This window comes from Streptomyces sp. NPDC043861, from assembly GCF_056435905.1.
The window spans coordinates 113,533-132,060 of sequence record NZ_JBWKDP010000021.1 but is presented as its reverse complement, the minus strand read 5'-3'; the positions used below and the strand labels follow the sequence as shown (position 1 = coordinate 132,060).

At 68.5% G+C, this 18,528-nt stretch carries 16 protein-coding genes and 1 pseudogene; 9 read left to right on the top strand and 8 right to left on the bottom strand.

Annotated elements, in window-relative coordinates; all coding sequences use genetic code 11:
- Positions 1-11 precede the first annotated feature (11 nt).
- A complete protein-coding gene (locus AC068D_RS34520) occupies positions 12-866 on the bottom strand; it encodes a hypothetical protein (protein ID WP_478827086.1) in 855 nt (284 codons plus the stop codon).
- A 509-nt stretch (positions 867-1,375) separates the two neighbouring features.
- Here AC068D_RS34520 and AC068D_RS34515 point away from each other — a divergent pair.
- The 5 genes from AC068D_RS34515 (at position 1,376) to AC068D_RS34495 (ending at position 6,271) form a co-directional block, all read left to right on the top strand.
- A complete protein-coding gene (locus tag AC068D_RS34515) occupies positions 1,376-2,833 on the top strand; it encodes a hypothetical protein (RefSeq protein ID WP_478827085.1) in 1,458 nt (485 codons plus the stop codon).
- Between the two features lie 51 nt (positions 2,834-2,884).
- Positions 2,885-3,457 (top strand): hypothetical protein, encoded by a 573-nt coding sequence (locus AC068D_RS34510; RefSeq protein ID WP_478827084.1) that lies wholly within the window; start codon positions 2,885-2,887, stop codon positions 3,455-3,457.
- A gap of 2 nt (positions 3,458-3,459) precedes the next feature.
- Complete coding sequence (locus AC068D_RS34505; RefSeq protein WP_478827083.1) at positions 3,460-3,882, top strand: DUF3592 domain-containing protein; 423 nt, start codon at positions 3,460-3,462, stop codon at positions 3,880-3,882.
- An 84-nt stretch (positions 3,883-3,966) separates the two neighbouring features.
- Positions 3,967-4,416 carry a hypothetical protein gene (locus tag AC068D_RS34500; RefSeq protein ID WP_478827082.1) on the top strand — a complete coding sequence of 150 codons (450 nt, stop codon included), beginning with the start codon at positions 3,967-3,969 and terminating at the stop codon, positions 4,414-4,416.
- A gap of 139 nt (positions 4,417-4,555) precedes the next feature.
- Positions 4,556-6,271: a chitinase gene (locus AC068D_RS34495; protein ID WP_478827081.1), complete on the top strand. Its 1,716-nt coding sequence runs from the start codon at positions 4,556-4,558 to the stop codon at positions 6,269-6,271.
- A 72-nt stretch (positions 6,272-6,343) separates the two neighbouring features.
- On the opposite strand, the gene AC068D_RS34490 is transcribed toward AC068D_RS34495, so the two are convergent.
- Together AC068D_RS34490 and AC068D_RS34485 are read right to left on the bottom strand one after the other, a co-directional pair.
- Positions 6,344-6,913, bottom strand: coding sequence for a hypothetical protein (locus AC068D_RS34490; RefSeq protein WP_478827080.1), 570 nt, complete (start codon positions 6,911-6,913; stop codon positions 6,344-6,346).
- 37 nt (positions 6,914-6,950) lie between these two features.
- Positions 6,951-8,882 carry a hypothetical protein gene (locus tag AC068D_RS34485; protein WP_478827079.1) on the bottom strand — a complete coding sequence of 644 codons (1,932 nt, stop codon included), beginning with the start codon at positions 8,880-8,882 and terminating at the stop codon, positions 6,951-6,953.
- A 264-nt stretch (positions 8,883-9,146) separates the two neighbouring features.
- Here AC068D_RS34485 and AC068D_RS34480 point away from each other — a divergent pair, with 264 nt between their 5' ends.
- Positions 9,147-9,599, top strand: a complete 453-nt coding sequence (locus AC068D_RS34480) for a DUF3592 domain-containing protein (RefSeq protein WP_478827078.1) — start codon at positions 9,147-9,149, stop codon at positions 9,597-9,599.
- 187 nt (positions 9,600-9,786) lie between these two features.
- Here the strand turns inward: AC068D_RS34480 and AC068D_RS34475 are convergent, their stop codons facing one another.
- Positions 9,787-10,494: a hypothetical protein gene (locus AC068D_RS34475; protein ID WP_478827077.1), complete on the bottom strand. Its 708-nt coding sequence runs from the start codon at positions 10,492-10,494 to the stop codon at positions 9,787-9,789.
- A gap of 366 nt (positions 10,495-10,860) precedes the next feature.
- Between AC068D_RS34475 and AC068D_RS34470 the strand changes: the two genes are divergently transcribed.
- Positions 10,861-12,213: a M14 family metallopeptidase gene (locus AC068D_RS34470; RefSeq protein ID WP_478827076.1), complete on the top strand. Its 1,353-nt coding sequence runs from the start codon at positions 10,861-10,863 to the stop codon at positions 12,211-12,213.
- Positions 12,214-12,332: 119 nt separating this feature from the next.
- On the opposite strand, the pseudogene AC068D_RS34465 reads toward AC068D_RS34470, so the two are convergent.
- From AC068D_RS34465 to AC068D_RS34455, 3 genes and pseudogenes are all read right to left on the bottom strand, one after another.
- A pseudogene (locus tag AC068D_RS34465) lies at positions 12,333-12,449 on the bottom strand (RidA family protein); the annotation flags it as partial.
- A gap of 49 nt (positions 12,450-12,498) precedes the next feature.
- The gene (locus AC068D_RS34460; RefSeq protein WP_478827075.1) at positions 12,499-13,251 is read right to left on the bottom strand and encodes an IclR family transcriptional regulator; all 753 of its coding nucleotides are present in this window, start codon (positions 13,249-13,251) and stop codon (positions 12,499-12,501) included.
- Positions 13,248-14,396: a sugar kinase gene (locus AC068D_RS34455; RefSeq protein ID WP_478827074.1), complete on the bottom strand. Its 1,149-nt coding sequence runs from the start codon at positions 14,394-14,396 to the stop codon at positions 13,248-13,250. Before AC068D_RS34455 ends, AC068D_RS34460 begins: the two co-directional genes overlap by 4 nt.
- A 116-nt stretch (positions 14,397-14,512) precedes the next feature.
- Here AC068D_RS34455 and AC068D_RS34450 point away from each other — a divergent pair, with 116 nt between their 5' ends.
- The gene (locus tag AC068D_RS34450; RefSeq protein WP_478827073.1) at positions 14,513-15,808 is read left to right on the top strand and encodes an alanine racemase; all 1,296 of its coding nucleotides are present in this window, start codon (positions 14,513-14,515) and stop codon (positions 15,806-15,808) included.
- Positions 15,809-15,871: 63 nt separating this feature from the next.
- On the top strand, positions 15,872-17,506 hold the full coding sequence (locus AC068D_RS34445) for an N-acyl-D-amino-acid deacylase family protein (protein ID WP_478827072.1): 1,635 nt from the start codon (positions 15,872-15,874) through the stop codon (positions 17,504-17,506).
- A 149-nt stretch (positions 17,507-17,655) separates the two neighbouring features.
- On the opposite strand, the gene AC068D_RS34440 is transcribed toward AC068D_RS34445, so the two are convergent.
- Positions 17,656-18,507: a trypsin-like serine peptidase gene (locus AC068D_RS34440; protein ID WP_478827071.1), complete on the bottom strand. Its 852-nt coding sequence runs from the start codon at positions 18,505-18,507 to the stop codon at positions 17,656-17,658.
- Between the last annotated feature and the right edge of the window lie 21 nt (positions 18,508-18,528).

Below are 18,528 nucleotides of genomic sequence, written 5' to 3'. Positions count from 1 at the left end.
CTCCCCCGTGGTTACAGGACACGGGAGCCGTGCGTTTGGTTCTCGGCCGTGGGAAGCGGGGCGGAGCAGAAACCGCAGCGGTCGCCGATGAGCTCCATTCCGCACCAGCAGCACTTCTCGCGCCGCACGGAGGAGACGAGTTGGTACAGAACGGAGATGTCCGGAAGGTACGCGACGAACTCCACCAGCTTGCCGGTGCCCCACCAGCGTGGGGAGTCGACGGGCAGTCCGGTTTCCTGAGTGCCGTGGACCTGCCAAGCAGGGGCGAGAGCGGCGGTGGGCCACTCCGTCTGCAGTTGCCCCTTGGCCAGCAGGAGCTGTGTGCCGAACTCCGGGCCTGCCAGCGGACCTGAGTCCTGCCCGATCTTGATGAGCTGGGGGTTCGGTCCGGCCAGTACGGCGAACTGGGAGCCCGGCATCCAGCCCTTGAGGTGCGCCTTGAGGCTCACCGGGACACGGTCGAGCTTGGCGACGGAGTTGAGCACCGCACCCGCGTAGATGTAGTGCGAGAGCAGTCGTGCGGCGGAGGCTACGACCCCCGGACTGAAGTCGCATATCGACAGCTGACGCAGCTGTCGCACCAGTACGGCGACCCCCAGCGGCGGCAGATCCGACTTGAGCAGGGCGATGCGGTCGCTCTCCATGATGGAGCGGACGGCATGCAGCCGCTGTTCCATGGCCGGCGAGACCGACGACGGACAGACAACGATGACGTACCCGTGCTGCTCCAGCAGCACCTGCATGTCGACCAGGGCAGCCTCGAGAGGCTGGACGTCCGGTGACTGGAACACTGCTGCTGTTGGCGTCTGTTGATCGGTCGGCGGCAGCACCAGGTCAGCACTGGTGACCGCAATCGCTGTCGGCACTTCAAGATCCCCGTCCACTCCGGCCCCCGGTGGTCCGGTGGCCGCAGATCGTTTACTGCTGCGCAGCACGGCTGCACCAGCACTTTATCCACCTCCTACTGACTGATGAACACCCAACCATTGACCACGGGCGTCAACTCACCCGCCATTAACCATCAAACCCGGACAGAGCGGGCGTGGAGTTGTTGCAAACATTCGATCACGTTGCGATCACCCTGAAAGATGAACATGAAACAACCAGTCAATTAGCAGAAGTCGGCACGGAATTCCGGGCCCCACTTTTCTTGGGCCCTTCGGTGGGTCCGCGGGCCCATGCCGCCCACTCGGCACAGGGCTAGGCTCGCCGCCGATCAGCTGTCGAACGGTCACCTTCCGAGTGACCCGGGCTCGGCGAGAGTGACGCGGAGGGCATCAGAATGATCGACGGGGGCCGGATACCGCCGGCATTCAGACGAATCCGTTCGGACCGGGGTGCCACCGCCACCGAGTACATGGGCACGATCGTCGTCGTGGCCGCCGTCATTGGCGCACTGAGCGCCACCGACATCGGTCAACAGGTAGCGGAAAAGATCGCCACCGAGATCTGCCGACTCACCGGTGGCTCCAACTGCGGCGGGGGTCGCGACACCGCCAAGCCGCTCAAGGACTCCGACTTCGAGCCGCCGCTCTGCCAGATATCCGCGATCAGCGACAAGGCCGGCGCCAAAGCCAAGATCCTTTTCATTGAATGGGGTCAGGAATACGGCTTCCAGGAGCAGCGCTACAAGTCCAACACGGACATCAACAAGGACGGCGAGATCAACGACAAGGACGAGCTTGTCATGGTCACCTTCACCGATGCCGCGTCCATCGCGGCGAAGAAGGACTTCTCGCCCAAGGCCAGGATCGGCAAACTCGGCTCCGACAAGGTCGAGTTGGGCGCGGGGATAAAGGTCACCAATGGTGACACCTGGGTCTTCGAGAGCGAGGACGAGGCCAAGCGCTTCCGCGACGACATCGAGAAGCTGAAAATGTACGAGATGCGGCGCACCTCTCCCGGCGGGGCCGAGGCCAGCCTCGGGGACAGCATCCTCTACCTCTTCGACGCGGGGCCCCTCAAGGACGAGGAGGAGACCCGCGACCGGATCGAGAGAGATCTCGGGAACAACCGCCAGATCAGCTACGGCAAGATCGGCGTCGAGGGCTCCGCGGCCGGCGGTATCAAGGTCTCGGCCGGCGACGACAAGAAGCTCAGCGCGACACTCGGCGGCAATGCGAAGATCACACCCGAAGTGACCTGGACGGACAACAAGTACAAGAACACCAAGTCCTACACCTACTCGGCGGCCATCGAGTACGGCACGAAGGTCGGATACGAGGCGGGCCCGCTCAACGGCGAGCACTCCGCCAGTACCTCACAGACCGGGACCATCACCGTCACCAAGGACAAGGAGACCGGAAAGGTCATCCGGATCGACATGACCCGGACGGTCGAGAAGGGCTCCGTCAAGGACGGCGCCAAGGGCAAGGTGGACAACGGCAAGAAGGACGACTCCAAGAAGGACGGCAGCGCAGGCGTCAAGGGCGGCGACAGCGAAACGGGCATCGACGTCGTCACCAATACCGTCACTTTCCCCCCGGGGCCCGAGGGCGACGCCGACCGTGCGATCGCGGAGAAGTGGCTGGACGGCGCCGGGGACAATGTCGCGCCCTTCACCTACATGTTTGACGACCATGCCCCGACCACGCGGCCCGGAAATGACGATCCCTTCGGCCAACTGCTCTTCGACAAGGGCAAGTCCAGCAAGACGCGGTACACGGGCAAGACCTCCGCGGCGGAGTACGGATTCGACCTGAATCTGGGTCTCAGTCTCGGTTTCTCGATAGGAACCGAGAAGAAGGAAGAGACCCTCAACGACGCACAGTTCCTTGGCGCACCCCGAGGAGGCCAGCGTTCATATGTTCCCTACAGCTACTGTGCGAACTGAACCGCGCTGTGCGAAGTGCCCCGGACGACCGTACGACAGGAGTAGGCAGCCATGATCACCAGCATCGTCAAGCGCGCCGTCATGGCACTGAGCGCGGGAATCATCGCGAGCATGGCCCTGACCGGCTGCGGAGGCGATGCCTCCACGGCGGCTTCGGTGCCGGACGGCTGGCACGTGTTCAAGACTCCGGGCGTCGACGTCGCCTACCCCCCCGCATTCAAGGCACAGGGCGACAGCGAGCGCAGCAAGTACAACGCCGCCGCCGCGACCCTGACCGAGGGCGGCAGGACCGTCGGCATGATCACCGTCCAGCTGGACTTCACCAATGCCGACTCCGCCGAGGAGGCCGCCATCGGGGCGGAGGCGGGTGTCCAGCTCGGCTCCACGATCCACGGCACCAAGGACATCAAGGTCGCCGGCACGGACGACGCCAAGCGCGTCGACTTCGCATTCACCTCGAGCGGCGAGCAGAACACCCCGGCCAAGGGCACCCGGGTCCACGGCACGATCGTGACCGGACTGGACTCGAAGGACGTGACCTTCGCGGTCCGCATCGACGCCCAGAAGGGAAAGCTGGACGACGCGGACCTGAAGAAGATCATCGAATCGATCGAGGTGCACTAGCCATGCAGGTGCCCGGTGGTGAGTACCTCTTCCACGGATTCATGTCCGCTCTCTTCGGCTTCATCGCCGTGAGGTATGCGCTGCGGCTGGTGACCGTGGCGCGGACGCTGCGCCGTGGGGTCCGTACGACGGGCGAGTGTGTGCGGGTCCACCATCCGCACAGCGACTCCGACGCCAAGGAGTACCACTTCGCGTTCCGTGCCGAGGACGGCAGAACGGTGGAATTCGAGGATTTCGCCGGCTGGGCGATGCGCACCGGTTCGACCGTCACGGTCACCTACGATCCCGCGAGCCCCGAGAAGTCGGCGACCATCGCGGGAAAGGGCAGTTGGTCGCCGATTCTGCAAAGCCTCGCGCTGGCGGCGGGGTGCGGCCTGGGGTGCCTCATCTTCACCACCCTCCTGCTGTACCAAATCTTCGGCTGACCCCCGGCCGACGACTCCCCCTGTTTCCTCACTTCCCCCCATTCCTCTCCCTCTTCCCCCCACTACCCCACCCCAGGGATTGCCATGTCGTATTACGGAAATTACGGTTCGCCGGCCCCCACCACCGGACGTCCTTTCTTCGCGCTGATGAAAGCCTGGGGCGCGGGCCTCGCGGTGCTGATCGTCACCTCGTACATACAAGTCACGTATTTCTACGAGACGTTCGCCACAGGTGAACGCCTGGAGACCTTCACCGGCGTGCTGTGGCTGGTTCATCTGCCCAATGCGGTGTGCATCGCCCTCACCGTCTGGGTGGCGGCCCGCATCCATGCCGAGCCCCACCGGGACTCACCCGTGCGGCACATGAGCGCGGCCTTCGCGGTCCCGGTCGCGGCCCAGCTGCTGTCGTATGCGATCACGACCGGCCTCCCGTGGCGCAACGCGGACGGCATGAGCATCGCGATGTCGGTCGCCGTGCTCATCACCGGGTGCGCGGCCGGGTACTTCGGCGACCGGCTGCGGGAGTCCACCTGAGACGAGTGAACCTCCCACTCCCGGCCCCCGCTTCGGCGGGGGCCTTTCGTATGCGGCCTTCTGCCGGAGGCCTTGACAACACGATTGGTCTGGACCACGTTTTCCCGCAACACCCCACTCCCCCCACCGGAGGCTGCACGTGGACCGCACCACACGCTCCCGCAGACACGGCCCGCACCGCCTGCTCGGCGGCATGCTCGCACTCGCCCTCGGGGCCGGGCTCGCGCTCGTCGGCGGTGCCGGCAGCGCCCTGGCCGCCGACATCAATGTGGCCAGGAACCCCGGGTTCGAGTCCGGGCTCACCAACTGGACCTGCTCCGCCGGCGGCGGGGCCATCGTGTCCTCGCCCGTGCACGCCGGGGCCGGGGCGCTCAAGGCGACCCCGAGTGGACAGGACCACGCCAAGTGCACGCAGGCCGTGGCTGTGAAGCCCGGCTCGACGTACACACTGAGTGCCTGGGTGCAGGGCGGGTACGCCTACCTCGGCGCCACCGGCACCGGGACCACCGATGTGTCCACCTGGACACCCGACAGCTCCGGTTGGAAGCAGCTCACCACCACCTTCACGACCGGAACGAACACCACTTCGGTGACCGTGTACACCCATGGCTGGTACGGGCAGGCCGCGTACCACGTGGACGACGTCTCGGTGTTCGGGCCCGACGGAGGCGGCGGCCAGGACCCCGACCCCGTCGTGCCGGCCACGCCCGCCGGGCTCTCGACCGGCGCCGTGACCTCGTCGTCCATCGCCCTGAGCTGGAGCCCGGTGTCGGGCGCGACCGGCTACCACGTCTATCGCAACGGAACCAAGATCCAGTCCGTGTCCGGGAGTTCGGCGACCGTGACCGGTCTCGCCGCCGGTACCTCGTACCAGTTCCAGGTGAGCGCGACCAATGCCGCGGGCGAGTCGGCGAAGTCCGCCGCGGTCACCGGGACGACCAGTGAGGTCACCGACCCCGGTCCGGGGCCCGCCGTACCCAGACACGCACTGACCGGCTACTGGCAGAACTTCGACAACGGCGCGACCGTGCAGAAGCTCCGGGACGTCCAGTCGCAGTACGACATCATCGCGGTGTCGTTCGCCGACTCGACCACCACGCCCGGTGAGATCACCTTCCACCTGGACCCGGCGGTCGGCTACGGCTCGGTCGACCAGTTCAAGAGCGACATCGGCGCCAAGAAGGCCGCCGGCAAGTCGGTGATCCTCTCGGTCGGCGGCGAGCGCGGCAACGTCACGATCAACAGCGACGCGTCCGCGACCGCCTTCGCGAACAGCGCGTACGCGCTCATGCAGAGCTACGGCTTCAACGGCATCGACATCGACCTGGAGCACGGGATCAACTCCGCCTATCTGACCAAGGCGCTCCGGCAGCTCTCGCAGAAGGCGGGCTCCTCGCTCGTGCTGACGATGGCGCCGCAGACCATCGACATGCAGAACACCGGCACGGAGTACTTCAAGACCGCGCTCGCCGTGAAGGACATCCTCACGGTCGTCAACATGCAGTACTACAACAGCGGTTCGATGAACGGCTGCGACGGCAAGGTCTACTCACAGGGCTCGGTCGACTTCCTCACCGCGCTCGCCTGCATCCAGCTCGAAGGCGGCCTCGACCCGTCGCAGGTCGGCATCGGCGTCCCGGCGTCCCCACGGGGGGCCGGCAGCGGTTATGTCGCCCCGAGCATCGTGAAGAACGCCCTCGACTGCCTCAGCCGCGGCACCAACTGCGGCTCCTTCAAGCCGTCGCGCACGTACCCGGGTCTCCGCGGCGCGATGACCTGGTCCACGAACTGGGACGCGACCGCCGGGAACGCCTGGTCCGACGCGGTCGGGCCCCACGTGCACAACCTGCCCTGACCGCTGCGACCCGTAGGAGCGCCGATGGCGCCGCCGGTTTCCCGGCGGCGCCATCGTGCGCGGGACCAGCCCTCAGGACACCTTGATCGTGTCCACGATCTGGCGCAGCTCGTCCGCGGACAGCTGCCCCTTCTGCGCGATGACGCGTACGTCCCAGGGCCGGTCCGAGCCATCGATGCCGACCACGTCGACCGCCGTCATCCGCGTGCCCTTGGCCGGGGCGTCCCCCTCGCCGCTGGAGGCGAACTCGTGGGTGACCTGCCGGGCCTCCTTCGCGCCCGGGACCTCGACGTCCTTCTGGCCCTTGGGAGTGCCACCGATCTCGTACGCACTCTCCGCGACCAGGACGGCCATCTCCAGCCGGGACGTCGGGGCGAAATCGACGGCGACCGAGATACGCACCGTGGCCTTGCCGCCCTTCGTGAGGACGGCCTCGGCGTCCGTGTTCTCGCTCCGCTCGCCCGCCGGGAGCTCCTTGTAGTCCCCGGGGTAGCCGACCTCGACCTTCTTGACGTGCAGCGTCCTCCAGCCGGCAGGGGCGGCCGCCTGCTCCCCACCGCCGCAGCCGGTCAGGAGCAGAGCAGATGCCGCGAAAGCGGCGAGGGCGGGGAAACGGGCCTTGCGGAAAACGGACGTGCGCATGAGCTTCATTCTCTTTCGGAGACGCTGTTCCGTGCTGTTACTTCGAGCACAGTGACATGGGAACATCACTGCGCTTTCCGTCGTGCGGCGCCCCGAGGAACGTGGCGTCCTTCTTCTTCAGCTTCTCGTGCTTGCCCTCGAGGCTCAGGGTGTAGCCGAAGGAAGCCACGCCCAGGTTCAGTTCGGCGCCGAGTTCCGCGGAGTTGGTAATGCCGTCGTAGACGGTTTTCGAGGATGAACCGTAGTCGAACATCATTTGGCCGAACGGGTCCGATGCACCGGGTGCCTTGGTCGGGGATATGTCGGTGAACAGATTCGTGACGGGGGTGCTGTAAGGACCCGAGCCGTCGAGCCACTGCTGCGCGATGCGCTGCTTCTCCGGGGAGTCGAGCTCGATGACATTGGTCACGACCTCGGTCTGGGTGGCCTTGGAGCCGACGGACTCGGAGGCGCCGTGCTTCGACTTGCCCGCGTTCTTGTTGTCCTTGCCCTTCTTGTTCTTGTCGTCGACCTTTTCCTCGTCCTCGACCTTGCCCTTGCCGCCGCCCTTGCCGCTCGTCTCCACGGTTCGGGTGACGATGATCCGCTTCAGGGACTTGTTCTTGTCCTTGTTACGGGTCACGGTCAGCGCGACATTGCTGCTCTGGCCGTACTCGGCGGAGGCGGAGGCGCCGCCCGCCTGCCCCTTGGCGGAGGCGGAGCCCTCGACCTTGAAGGCGAAGGACTTCGAGGTGGTGTCGTTGATGGAGTCGTCGACGATCGACGCCGTCGTCGACGGCTTCACCTTCACGCCGACCTCGGCGGACAGCTCATCCGTCGCGTCACCGGAGAGCTTCACCTCACCGGCCGCCTCGGCGCCGACGGTCAGGGTTGATATTCGCTCGCCGTTGATCTTCGCGTTGATCTCCTTGCTGAGCTTCAGGTACCGCTCCGCGCTGCGGACGGACTGGAAGTCCCGCCCGTACTGGTATCCGGCCTTCGCACTCGCCACCTGCTCGAACTTGTCGCGGAACTCGTCCGCTTCCTTCTGGGTGTCGAACTGGAAGGTGTCACCGGCCTCGATCTTGACGCCACCGCCGACCTCGACCGTCGACTTTCCGTCCTCCGTGAGCTTTCCGACCTTGGCCCCGAACTTGGGCTCCCAGGCCGCACCCACCTTGCCCGCCTCGCTGAAGGTCAGCCGGACGCGGTCCTTGTAGACCGTCTTCCCGTCCTTGTCCTTCGTCGCGACCTTGAACTTCTGCTGCTGAAAGCCGTACTCGTTGCCGATCTTGAACCAGGCGATCTTCGCTTCCTGGCCGGCCGTGGAGGACGTGTTCTCGGTGTTGCACAGCTTCGGGGCGAACTCCGCGTCGGTCTTGGGCTTGGCGTTCGCGCCCGCCTCCGTGTCGAGCGTGCAGTAACCGCCGGTGAGCCGGCAGATGGCCGCCTTGATCTGCTGGGTGATCTGCTGGCCGACACTCGTCGCCATGACCGCCGCGATGACGGCGGTGACGACGACGATCGTGCCCATGTACTCGGTGGCGGTCGCTCCGCGGTCGGCCCACCGGTAGTTGCCTGTCGCGGCCGGACGGGCGGGCGCCGTGCCGTCGTCGGCGCGCTGTTCGCGCAGGCGGTCGAGTACGAGACCGAGCGCACCGCCGAAGACGAGCGCCGCCGCGGCCATGGCGATGCCCTCGGGCCGGAGCAGGTCCCAGGCGACGACGAGCATGCGGGCGAGGGCCGCGACGGGGACGGCGAGTGCCGCCGTCAGATGGAGTGCGACCCGGTCACGGAGGGGCTCACGTATCAGCCAGGCCGCGGCTGTCACCGCGAGGGTGACGCCGAGCACATTGGGTACGTAGATCAGACCGAGGCGCCAGCCGTAGCTCTCCATGCGCTGCGGATCGGCGAGCGGATCGAAGACGAACCGGCCGAGCAGATAGCCCGAGCCGTACAGAGCAACGAGTCCGGCTGCCCAGGACCGCATGAGGGTGAAGAAGAGGCGGGGCTGAGCCGTGCCCGGCGGTTTATAGGTACCGGATCGGCCATATGTCCGGTTGTTCACGGTACTTGGCCAATCGCCGCTTGCCCCGCTCATCGCTGTCGCGCCTTGCCTCTCGTGCCAGTGGTGCCTCCGACACGCTAAGCGGGCACGAATACACAGGTCATGGGCCCCTGGGCCCACGCAGGGCCCAAGTTTCAGCCATGGAGGCGGGGCCCGTGTGGCCGAAAATCGGCTTACGGTGGACGTATGCTCACTGCCGTTGTCGTCCTCGTCGTCACCGCCGGAATCGGTTGGCTGTGGTTGCTGCTGACCCGCCGGCTCGTCCTGCAGCTGGAGTCCCTGTTGCGCGGTGAGCGGGCCCAGGGGGTCTGCGTCCGCCGCTACCGGAGCGGGACGCGGACCGACCCGGGCGAGTGGACGCACGTCTTCGAGTTCACGGACAACGGCGGGGAGCTCGTGCAGTTCGAGGAATCGGTGATGCTGATGGCCGAGGGTCAGGCAGCGACCGTCCGCTACCTGCGGCGCGACCCCGCCCGCACAGCGACCGTGACCGGGCGGGGTGGCGCATGGTCGCCGCTCATCGGGCAGATCGGCGGCGTGGTGATCGTCGGCGGGTTCGTGATGCTCGGACTGTTCATCTCGTACCGGATGATCGCCACGGAGGTGTGCGGCGGAGGACCGTACTCCACCGGCTGTTAGGGCCTCTCGTTTGGATCTTGCCGGGCTCGCGCGCCCCGGCACGCACGCTCACTGATCCAGCCCGATCCAAACGAAAGACCCCAGGTCCTGTCCGGGCGATCTTCTCGGGCCCTTGTGACCGGAAGGTTCACCGGCACGGCCGTTCCGTTGGCGCGGGAATCCCGCCGGCCCGGGTGGAAGCCGGCCGTCAGTGGGCCGTTGGGCGGTTTCCCAGGTAGTACTGGAGCACCGGGCCCAGCTCCCCGAGCCACTGCTGCAGCTGCGCCTTCCGGCGTGCCGCGACGCGGCATTCGTAGAGCATGCCCCCCGGATGGGCGACGGCCACCATGAGCACGGTGCCGAACGGAGCCGGTGCGAAATGGACCGTGCTGATGCCGGACCAGGGGAACTCGAGGGTCTGGCCCTGGAGCTCCAGCCCTACTCCCGCTGCATCGACGACGACGGAATTGTGCCGGTCGTGCGCGATGAATTCCGGACCGGCGGGGTGGCCGTGCTGGGGTTGAGGCGACGGCGGCTGCCCGTACCCCGGCTGCGACTGCCCGTACGGCGACGGCGGCTGCCCGTACCCCGGCTGCGGCTGCCCGTACGGCGACGGCGGCTGCCCGTACCCCGGCTGCGACTGCCCGTACGGCGACGGCGGCTGCCCGTACCCCGGCTGCGACTGCCCGTACGGCGACGGCGGCTGCCCGTACCCCGGCTGCGGCTGCCCGTACGGCGACTGAGGTGGTCCGTACCCCGGCTGTGGCTGCCCGTACGGCGACTGAGGTGGTCCGTACCCCGGCTGCGGTCCGCCGTACCCCTGCTGACCCGGCGTCGGAACCGGGGTCGGAGGGCCGAATCCCGGGGGCACCGCGCCCGGGTTCTGCTGGAAGTCGGGGTGGCCGCCGTTGGTCATGTACGTAAGTATGACCGGCCCGCCGTTGGGGTGACTTGCGCACCCGACGGACGCGGACAAGGCCACGGTCGATGCGCCTGGCCAGGGAGCCATCGGCGCCGACGCCGTTCGCGACAACAACGATCCCGTGTCCGAAATGTCCTAAACTCGCCTTGCGTGGCCGGGAGATCGCCTCTCTCGCGCCTTATTCCGTGGTGCCCCGCCATGGTTGTGGCCGCAATTCCATCCACCTTCGAACTTCTGGCCGAAGCACACCCTTGACCGGAGCATGCCACACCCCCACCATGTGCCCGTCACATACGCGCCACAGGAACACCCGCACACGTCGCACTGAGCCACCCCCACACTCCCTACCCAGGAGACAGCATGCGACTTCGCATCCGAGGCAGCGGCAGAACGTCCGCGGCCCTCGTGACCCTGCTCGCGCTGGCCGTAGCGGCCCCCTTCACGGCGACCGCCGCGCCCTCCCCCGCTCCCGACCCGTCCACATCGGCCGCCGCGGAGGCGCGGGAGCGGATCCAGCAGTACGAGATTCACGGACCGTCAACCGTCGCCGAACGCACCGCCGTCGCCGCGACCGGCGTCGCCATCGACGAGACGCACGACCATTCGATCGTCATCAGTGCCAACGCCGCACAGGCCAGGCAGCTGCGGGCCGTCGGCCATGTGCTCGAACCCCTGCCCGCACCGCCGAGCCGCAACGCGGCGGGTACGGCCGCCCGGCCGTTCGACTTCCCTTCCTCGGACTCGAGGTACCACAACTACGCCGAGATGAACGCCGAGATCGACCAGCGGATCGCGGCGCACCCGAGCATCATGAGCAAACGGGTGATCGGCAAGTCGTACCAGGGCCGCGACATCATCGCCATCAAGGTCAGCGACAACGTCGGCGCGGACGAGAACGAGCCGGAGATCCTCTTCACCCATCACCAGCACGCCCGCGAGCACCTCACCGTCGAGATGGCGCTGTATCTGCTGCGTGAGCTCGGCGACGACTACGGCAGTGACTCGCGCGTCACCAACGCGGTCAACGGCCGCGAAATCTGGATCGTGCCGGACCTCAATCCGGACGGCGGCGAGTACGACATCGCCACCGGCTCCTACCGCAGCTGGCGCAAGAACCGGCAGCCCAACTCCGGTTCGTCGTACGTCGGCACGGACATGAACCGCAACTGGAACTTCAAGTTCGGCTGCTGCAACGGATCTTCGGGCAGCCCGAGCTCCGAGACCTACCGCGGACGGTCCGCCGAGTCCGCTCCGGAGGTGAAGGTCGTCGCCGACTTCGTACGCTCCCGGGTCGTCGGCGGCAAGCAGCAGATCAAGGCCGGCATCGACTTCCACACCTACAGCGAGCTGGTCCTGTGGCCGTACGGCTACACCACGGCCAACACCGCCCCCGGCATGACCCAGGACGACCGCGACGCCTTCGCCACCGTCGGCCAGAAGATGGCCGCGAGCAACGGCTACAAGCCCGAGCAGGCGAGCGACCTGTACATCACGGACGGGTCGATCGACGACTGGCTGTGGGGCAACCAGAAGATCTTCGCGTACACGTTCGAGATGTACCCGCGTGGCTTCGGCGGCGGCGGTTTCTACCCGCCCGACGAGGTGATCGAACGCGAGACGAGCCGGAACCGCGACGCGGTGCTGCAGCTCCTGGAGAACGCGGACTGCATGTACCGGTCGATCGGCAAGGAGCAGCAGTACTGCGCGGCCTGACCTCGAGCGCGCACGGCTGAGGCTCCGCATCCCCCGTCGTGGCACGGAACACCACTGCCACGACGGGGGATTCGTGCTCCTCCGGGAGTGCGCAGGCCGGGGCCGCCCCGGCCGGTCGTCTACCCCAGGACCGCGAGTGCGTCGACCTCGATGAGCAGGCCTTCGGGAAGTCCTACGTAGATGGTCGTGCGGGCGGCGGGCGGCTCCGTCAGGCCCTGCTCGTCGAGGTACGCGTCGGGGGCTGCGGGTTAGGGGGCTGCGGATGACTGGTACGCGGATCGGGGTCTACGAATTCGGGGCAGTGCCGGAGTACTCCCGGCTGATGGCGTCGGCCGTGCGGCGCACCAGTGGGAGCAGCGTGAGGAGTTCGTCGGCGGTGACGACGACGCTCGGTGCCGAGACCGACAGGGCGGCGACGGCGCGGCCGTCCGGGCCGCGGACCGGGGCCCCGACACAGTTGATGGACTCCTCGTGGCCACCGAGGTCGGCAGCCCAGCCCTGTTCGCCCACGGTCGCCAGCTCCTCGAGGAAGGCTTCGGCGTCCGGCGTCGAACGGGGCGTGTACATGGGGTAGTCGAGCCGCTTCGCCACGGCTCTGCGCTCGGGCTCGGGGAGGTCGGCGAGCAGCAGCTTCGCGACGGCCGCGACGGTGATCGCAACGGGCTTGCCGATGCGGGAGTACATACGGACCGGGTACCGGCTCTCGACCTTGTCGATGTAGAGGACCTCCTCGTCCTCGTGCACGGCGAGGTGGACGGTGTGGCCGCACTGCTCGTTGAGGGCGACGAGGTGGGGGTGGGCGATCTCGCGGACGTCGAGGTTCTCGACGGCTTCCTGGGCGAGGGCGAAGAGGCGGGCGCCGAGGCGGTAGCGCTGGTCCTGCTGACGATGGACGAGGCCGTGCTCGTGGAGCGTGCGGAGGAGACGCAGGGCGGTGGACTTGTGGACGCCGAGCCTGTCGGCGACCTGTCCGAGGTCCGCCGGACCCTGTGCGAGCAGCGGCAGGATGCTCAGGGCGCGGTCGACGGTCTGGCTCATGACGTACGTACCTCCTCCGTGGCCCGTGCGGCCGCTGTCCAGCCGGGGGCGAGGTGAAGTGTGCCCCAGGCGTCGTCGCCGAGGGCGGCGAGGCGGTCGGCGTGCGCGATGGCGGGAGCGTCGCCGAGGTCACCGGGGACGGTGAGGGCGGCGGCGGCCAGGAGATGACCGTGCCTCAGCCGCGCGCGGGCGTCGAGTCCCCGCAGCGTCGCGGACAGGAATCCGGCCGCGAAGGCGTCCCCGGCGCCGACCGGGGCGACGACGTCGACACGGGGAGCGGGGACGAAGGTGACGGTGTCCGCGGGCGCCGCCGGTGTCCAGGACCCGCCCCGGGGCCGAGACTGCGGCGCCGCCCCGCCCGGCCGCGACGGCTCGGTCCCCTCCCGCGGCCGGGCTCCCGCCATCGACTCCGTGCGGCGGGCGTACATCGTCGCGCCCCGCGCCCCCTGCTTCACCACCAGCACCTCCGGCTCGGGCAGTGCGTCGCGGACGTCTTCGGGGCCGCGCAGGCCCCATGCCTCCGCCGCCTCGTCCTCGCCGACGAGGACGAGGTCCGCGCCGCGGGCGAGGTCCAGAAGGGCGCCGGGGTCCTGGTGCCGGAGCCCCGTCCGGCGGTTGACGTCGAAGGAGACCAGGGGACGGCTGGAGCGGCGGCGGGTCAGGGCACGCATCAGGGCGAGGCAGCCCGGCGACAGCGCCGCGGTGATACCGGACAGATGGAGGACACGGGCCCCGGCGAGGTGTGCGTACGGGACGGTCGCCGGGGACATCGCGGAGGCGGCGGAGCCCGCCCTGAAGTACAGGACCTCGTGGGCATCCGTGGCACGGTCCGCGGACGTGCGGAAGTAGATGCCGGTGGGGCGGGTGGGGTCGCGTCGGACGGCGGAGGTGTCGACGCCGTATGCGGAGACCGTGGCGATCAGATGGTCGCCGAAGCCGTCGGCGCCCACCCGGCTGACCCACTTCACACGGTGTCCGGCCGCAGCCAGCGCGCATGCGACGTTCGACTCGGCGCCGCCGATGGTACGGACGAAGGACGGGACATCGGCGAGGCGGCCGGGCCGTGACGGCACGAACGTGACCATGGACTCGCCGAGACAGACGACGTCCACGCCGCCGTCGTGTGCCGCCGCTGTTCCCGTCACCTGGCACTCCTCGAGGGGCTTGAGGCGTCATTGACCCGGCGTCGGCTTGAATGTTAGACAGCAATGAGCGCTGTGCGCAACGCTCATTGCACAGACTGCAACACCAGGAGGTCTCCATGGCTGCCACCAACGCCTTCGCTTTCGAGCCGCTCGCCCGGCTCGCGGACGAGCGGGTCGACCACCGCTTCAAGGGGCTCCCCGCGGACGCACAGGGCCTGACCGTCGGCGCGCTGGCAGCCCAGCGCCGCAACCTCTTCACCGGAGGCTTCACCACCCCCGTCCTCGCCCTCTCCGCGGAGTCGCTGGAGCACAACCTCGCCCTCCTCGAGGCATACGCCGAGCGCCACGGTCTTGCCTTCGCCCCGCACGGCAAGACCTCCATGGCACCGCAGCTGTTCGCCCGCCAGCTGGAGTTCGGTGCGTGGGGCATCACGGCCGCGGTTCCCCACCAGGTCCGGGTCTACCGTGCGTTCGGCATCGAGCGGATCTTCCTCGCGAACGAAGTCGTCGACGCCGCCGCGTTGAACTGGCTCTCTTCCGAGCTCGACCACGACCCCCGCTTCCGGCTCGTCTGCTACGTGGACTCGGTCCGCGGGGTCGAACTGATGGACCAGGCCCTCACGGCAGCCGGAGCCACCCGTCCCGTGGAGGTCGTCGTCGAGCTGGCCGCCGGTGAGGCGGCTCGCACCGGCGCCCGCACGGAGGCCGACTGCACGGCCGTCGCCGATGCGGTCGCCGCCACTCGCACCCTGCGTCTGACCGGCGTTGCCGGTTACGAGGCCGATGTGCCGGACGCGACCACCGAGCGGGTGACGGACTGGCTTGAACGCCTCGTCGCGATCGCCGTGGCCTTCGACGGGGACGGCCGTTTCGGCGACGCCGATGAGATCGTCGTGAGCGCGGGGGGCAGCGCCTGGTTCGACGCAGTCGCCGATGTCTTCGCGGAGATCCCGAAGTTGTCGTCGCCGGTGCTGAAGCTGCTTCGATCGGGGGCCTACGTGTCGCATGACGACGGCCAGTACCGGAACCTCACGCCGTTCAACCGGATCCCGCAGGAGGGCGCCCTGGAGCCGGCGTTCCGGCTCTGGTCCCAGGTCGTCTCGCGCCCGACCGCGCAGCAGGCGTTCACCAACGCCGGCAAGCGCGACGCCGCTTACGACCTCCACCTCCCCGAGGCACAGGTCGTGCGGGACGCCCGAACCGGTGAGGTCCGCCGGGCCGACGGGATCACGGTCACCGGTCTGTCCGACCAGCACGCCTGGATCCGTACGGAGGAGGGCGTGGAACTGGAGGTCGGCGACTGGCTGGGCCTGGGCCTGTCGCACCCCTGCACCTCGTTCGACAAGTGGCAGCTGATCCCGCTGGTGGAGGCGGACGGCACGGTCACCGACTACATCCGCACGTTCTTCTGACAACGCGAGCGAAAACGCGCGCGAAGCCGCGGAGCGGACGGAAGCGGAGGCAGGAGCCGGCACATGGACCTCGTGATCCGCGGCGCGCGTGTCATCGACGGCACGGGCGGCCCCTCCTGCCGCGCCGATGTCGGGATCAGGGACGGCCGCATCACCGCGATCCACCGGGAAGGCCGTGACGGCGGCACCGGGGGACGCCTCACCGGCCGCCGCGTCCTGGACGCCGACGGCCTGGCCCTGTCCCCCGGCTTCATCGACATGCACGCGCACAGCGACCTCGCGCTGCTCCGCGACCCCGAGCACAGCGCCAAGGCGGCACAGGGCGTGACCCTCGAAGTCCTCGGTCAGGACGGGCTGTCGTACGCGCCCGTGGACGACAGCACGCTCGCCGCCGTCCGCCGGGCCGTCACCGGCTGGAACGGCGGCGGGCCCGAGGACGGTTCCGTCGACTTCGACTGGCGGACGGTCGGCGAGTACCTGGACCGGCTGGACCGGGGTTTCGACGGCCGGGGCATCGCCCTCAACGCGGCGTATCTCGTCCCGCAGGGGACGGTGCGCATGCGGGTCGTCGGGTGGGAGGACCGGCCCGCCACGGAGGACGAGATCCGGTGCATGAAGGAACTCGTGGCGCACGGCATGGAGCAGGGCGCGGTCGGGATGTCATCCGGACTCACCTACACCCCCGGGATGTTCGCGGACGACGCCGAACTCACCGAGCTGTGCCGGGTGGTCGCACGGTACGACGGCTACTACTGCCCGCACCACCGCTCCTACGGCGCAGGCGCCCTGGAGGCGTACGAGGAGATGGTGCGCCTCGCCCGCGAGGCGGGCTGCGCACTCCATCTCGCCCACGCCACGCTGAACTTCGACGTGAACAAGGGCCGTGCACATGAGCTGACCGCTCTGCTCGACAGGGCACTCGACGCGGGCGCCGACATCACCTTCGACACCTACCCGTACACGCCCGGCAGCACCACGCTCGTCGCGCTGCTCCCCGGCTGGGCGGGCGAGGGAGGGCCCGAGGCGGTGCTCGCACGGCTCCGCGACGACACGACCTCGGAGACGATCCGCCACCAACTGGAGGTCACCGGTTCTGACGGCTGCCACGGCGTGCCGGTCGCCTGGGACACGATCGAGATCTCGGGCGTGTCCGATCCCCGCCTCGCGCCCTGCGTCGGCAGGACGGTCCAGGAGCACGCCGACCTGTGCGGCGAGGAGCCCTGGGCCACCGCCCGGCGCATCCTCCTCGCCGACCGGCTCGGTTCCACGATCCTCCAGCACGTGGGTCACGAGGAGAACGTCCGCGAGATCATGCGCCACCGGGCCCACACGGGCGGCTCCGACGGCATCCTCCGGGGCAGCAAGCCGCACCCGCGCGCGTACGGGACGTTCCCGCGGTATCTGGGCCGGTACGCCCGTGAACTCGGCGTCCTCTCCCTGGAGGAGACCGTCGCCCACCTCACCTCCCGCCCCGCGGCCAGGCTCCGTCTTGGCGACCGCGGCCTGGTGTGCGAGGGCTACCGCGCCGACCTCGTGCTGTTCGACCCGGACACGGTCGCGGACGGCTCGACGTTCGAGGCGCCCCGCGCGTTTCCTACGGGAATTCCGCATGTCCTGATCGACGGCCGTTTCGTGATCGAGGACGGCTGCCGCACGGACGTCCTCGCGGGCCGCTCCGTGCGCCGCACCCGGCGGTGACGACCGTCTCGCCATGTCCCCGAGCTCCCCTGCGGTGTGGTCGGTTGCTCAGCGCAGGAGACCGGCGGCGGGTTCAGCGGAACAGCGGAGGCCCTGGGCGCCGACGGGAGTCGGCGCCCAGGGCCTCATGCAGGTGCGGGCCGTGTGGCTCAGGGCTTGGGCAGGGTGCAGCCCGGACGGCCGAGGTCGATCTTGTTCCCGGTGCCGACGCACGGGACGACGATGTACGTCTGCTGGCCGTAGTTGATGCCCCGGCGGACGGTCACGTTGCCGTTCTCGTCGACCTCGCAGGGGTTGTTGTCCGTGCAGCGGCCGCCGCTCTCGTTCCCGGTGTTGTTGACGGCGACGACCTTTCCGGTGGCGTTGTCGACGACCGGAGACCCGGACGTGCCGCCGATGGTGTTGCAGGACGAGGTGTAGCGGACCGAGTCCTTCCAGGTCCACGCGCCTTCCTTGAGGCGGTAGGCGAAGCCGTCGATGTCGCAGCTGTAGATCCGCTTCCAGTAGCCGGAGACGACCTTGATGGCGGTGCCCTTGACCGGGTGATCGGCGTTCAGCTCCAGGGCCTTGATGCCGTACCGGGTCTCGATCTGCGCGTAGGTGCTGGTGAGTTCGTACAGCGAGATGTCGGTGTCCGTCATCGTCGCGTACGCGATCTTGCTCGCCCGCAGGGTGCCGACGCGTGCGCCCGAACCGTTGAGCAGTCCGAAGGAGCGGCGGGAGGGCTGGTCGACGACGACTTCGCCGGGGCCGGGGAAGCCGCTCTCGATGCAGTGCCCGTTGGAGAGCACGAGGGCGGGGTCGTTCGGCTGCGAGTCGGGTGTACGGACGACGGAGCCGGAACAGTTGCTGAGCGCGACGGTCCCGGCGAAGTCGACGGCCTTGACGGCCGGCTTGCTGCGGGGGGCGGTGTCCTGGGCGGGCGTTGACGCGATCGCGGGCGCGGCTCCTGCTCCGAGGAGCGCGAGTGCGAGGAGCGCGCCGACGAGAGGCTTGTTCATGTGGGGGGTCCCCTCTGGCGA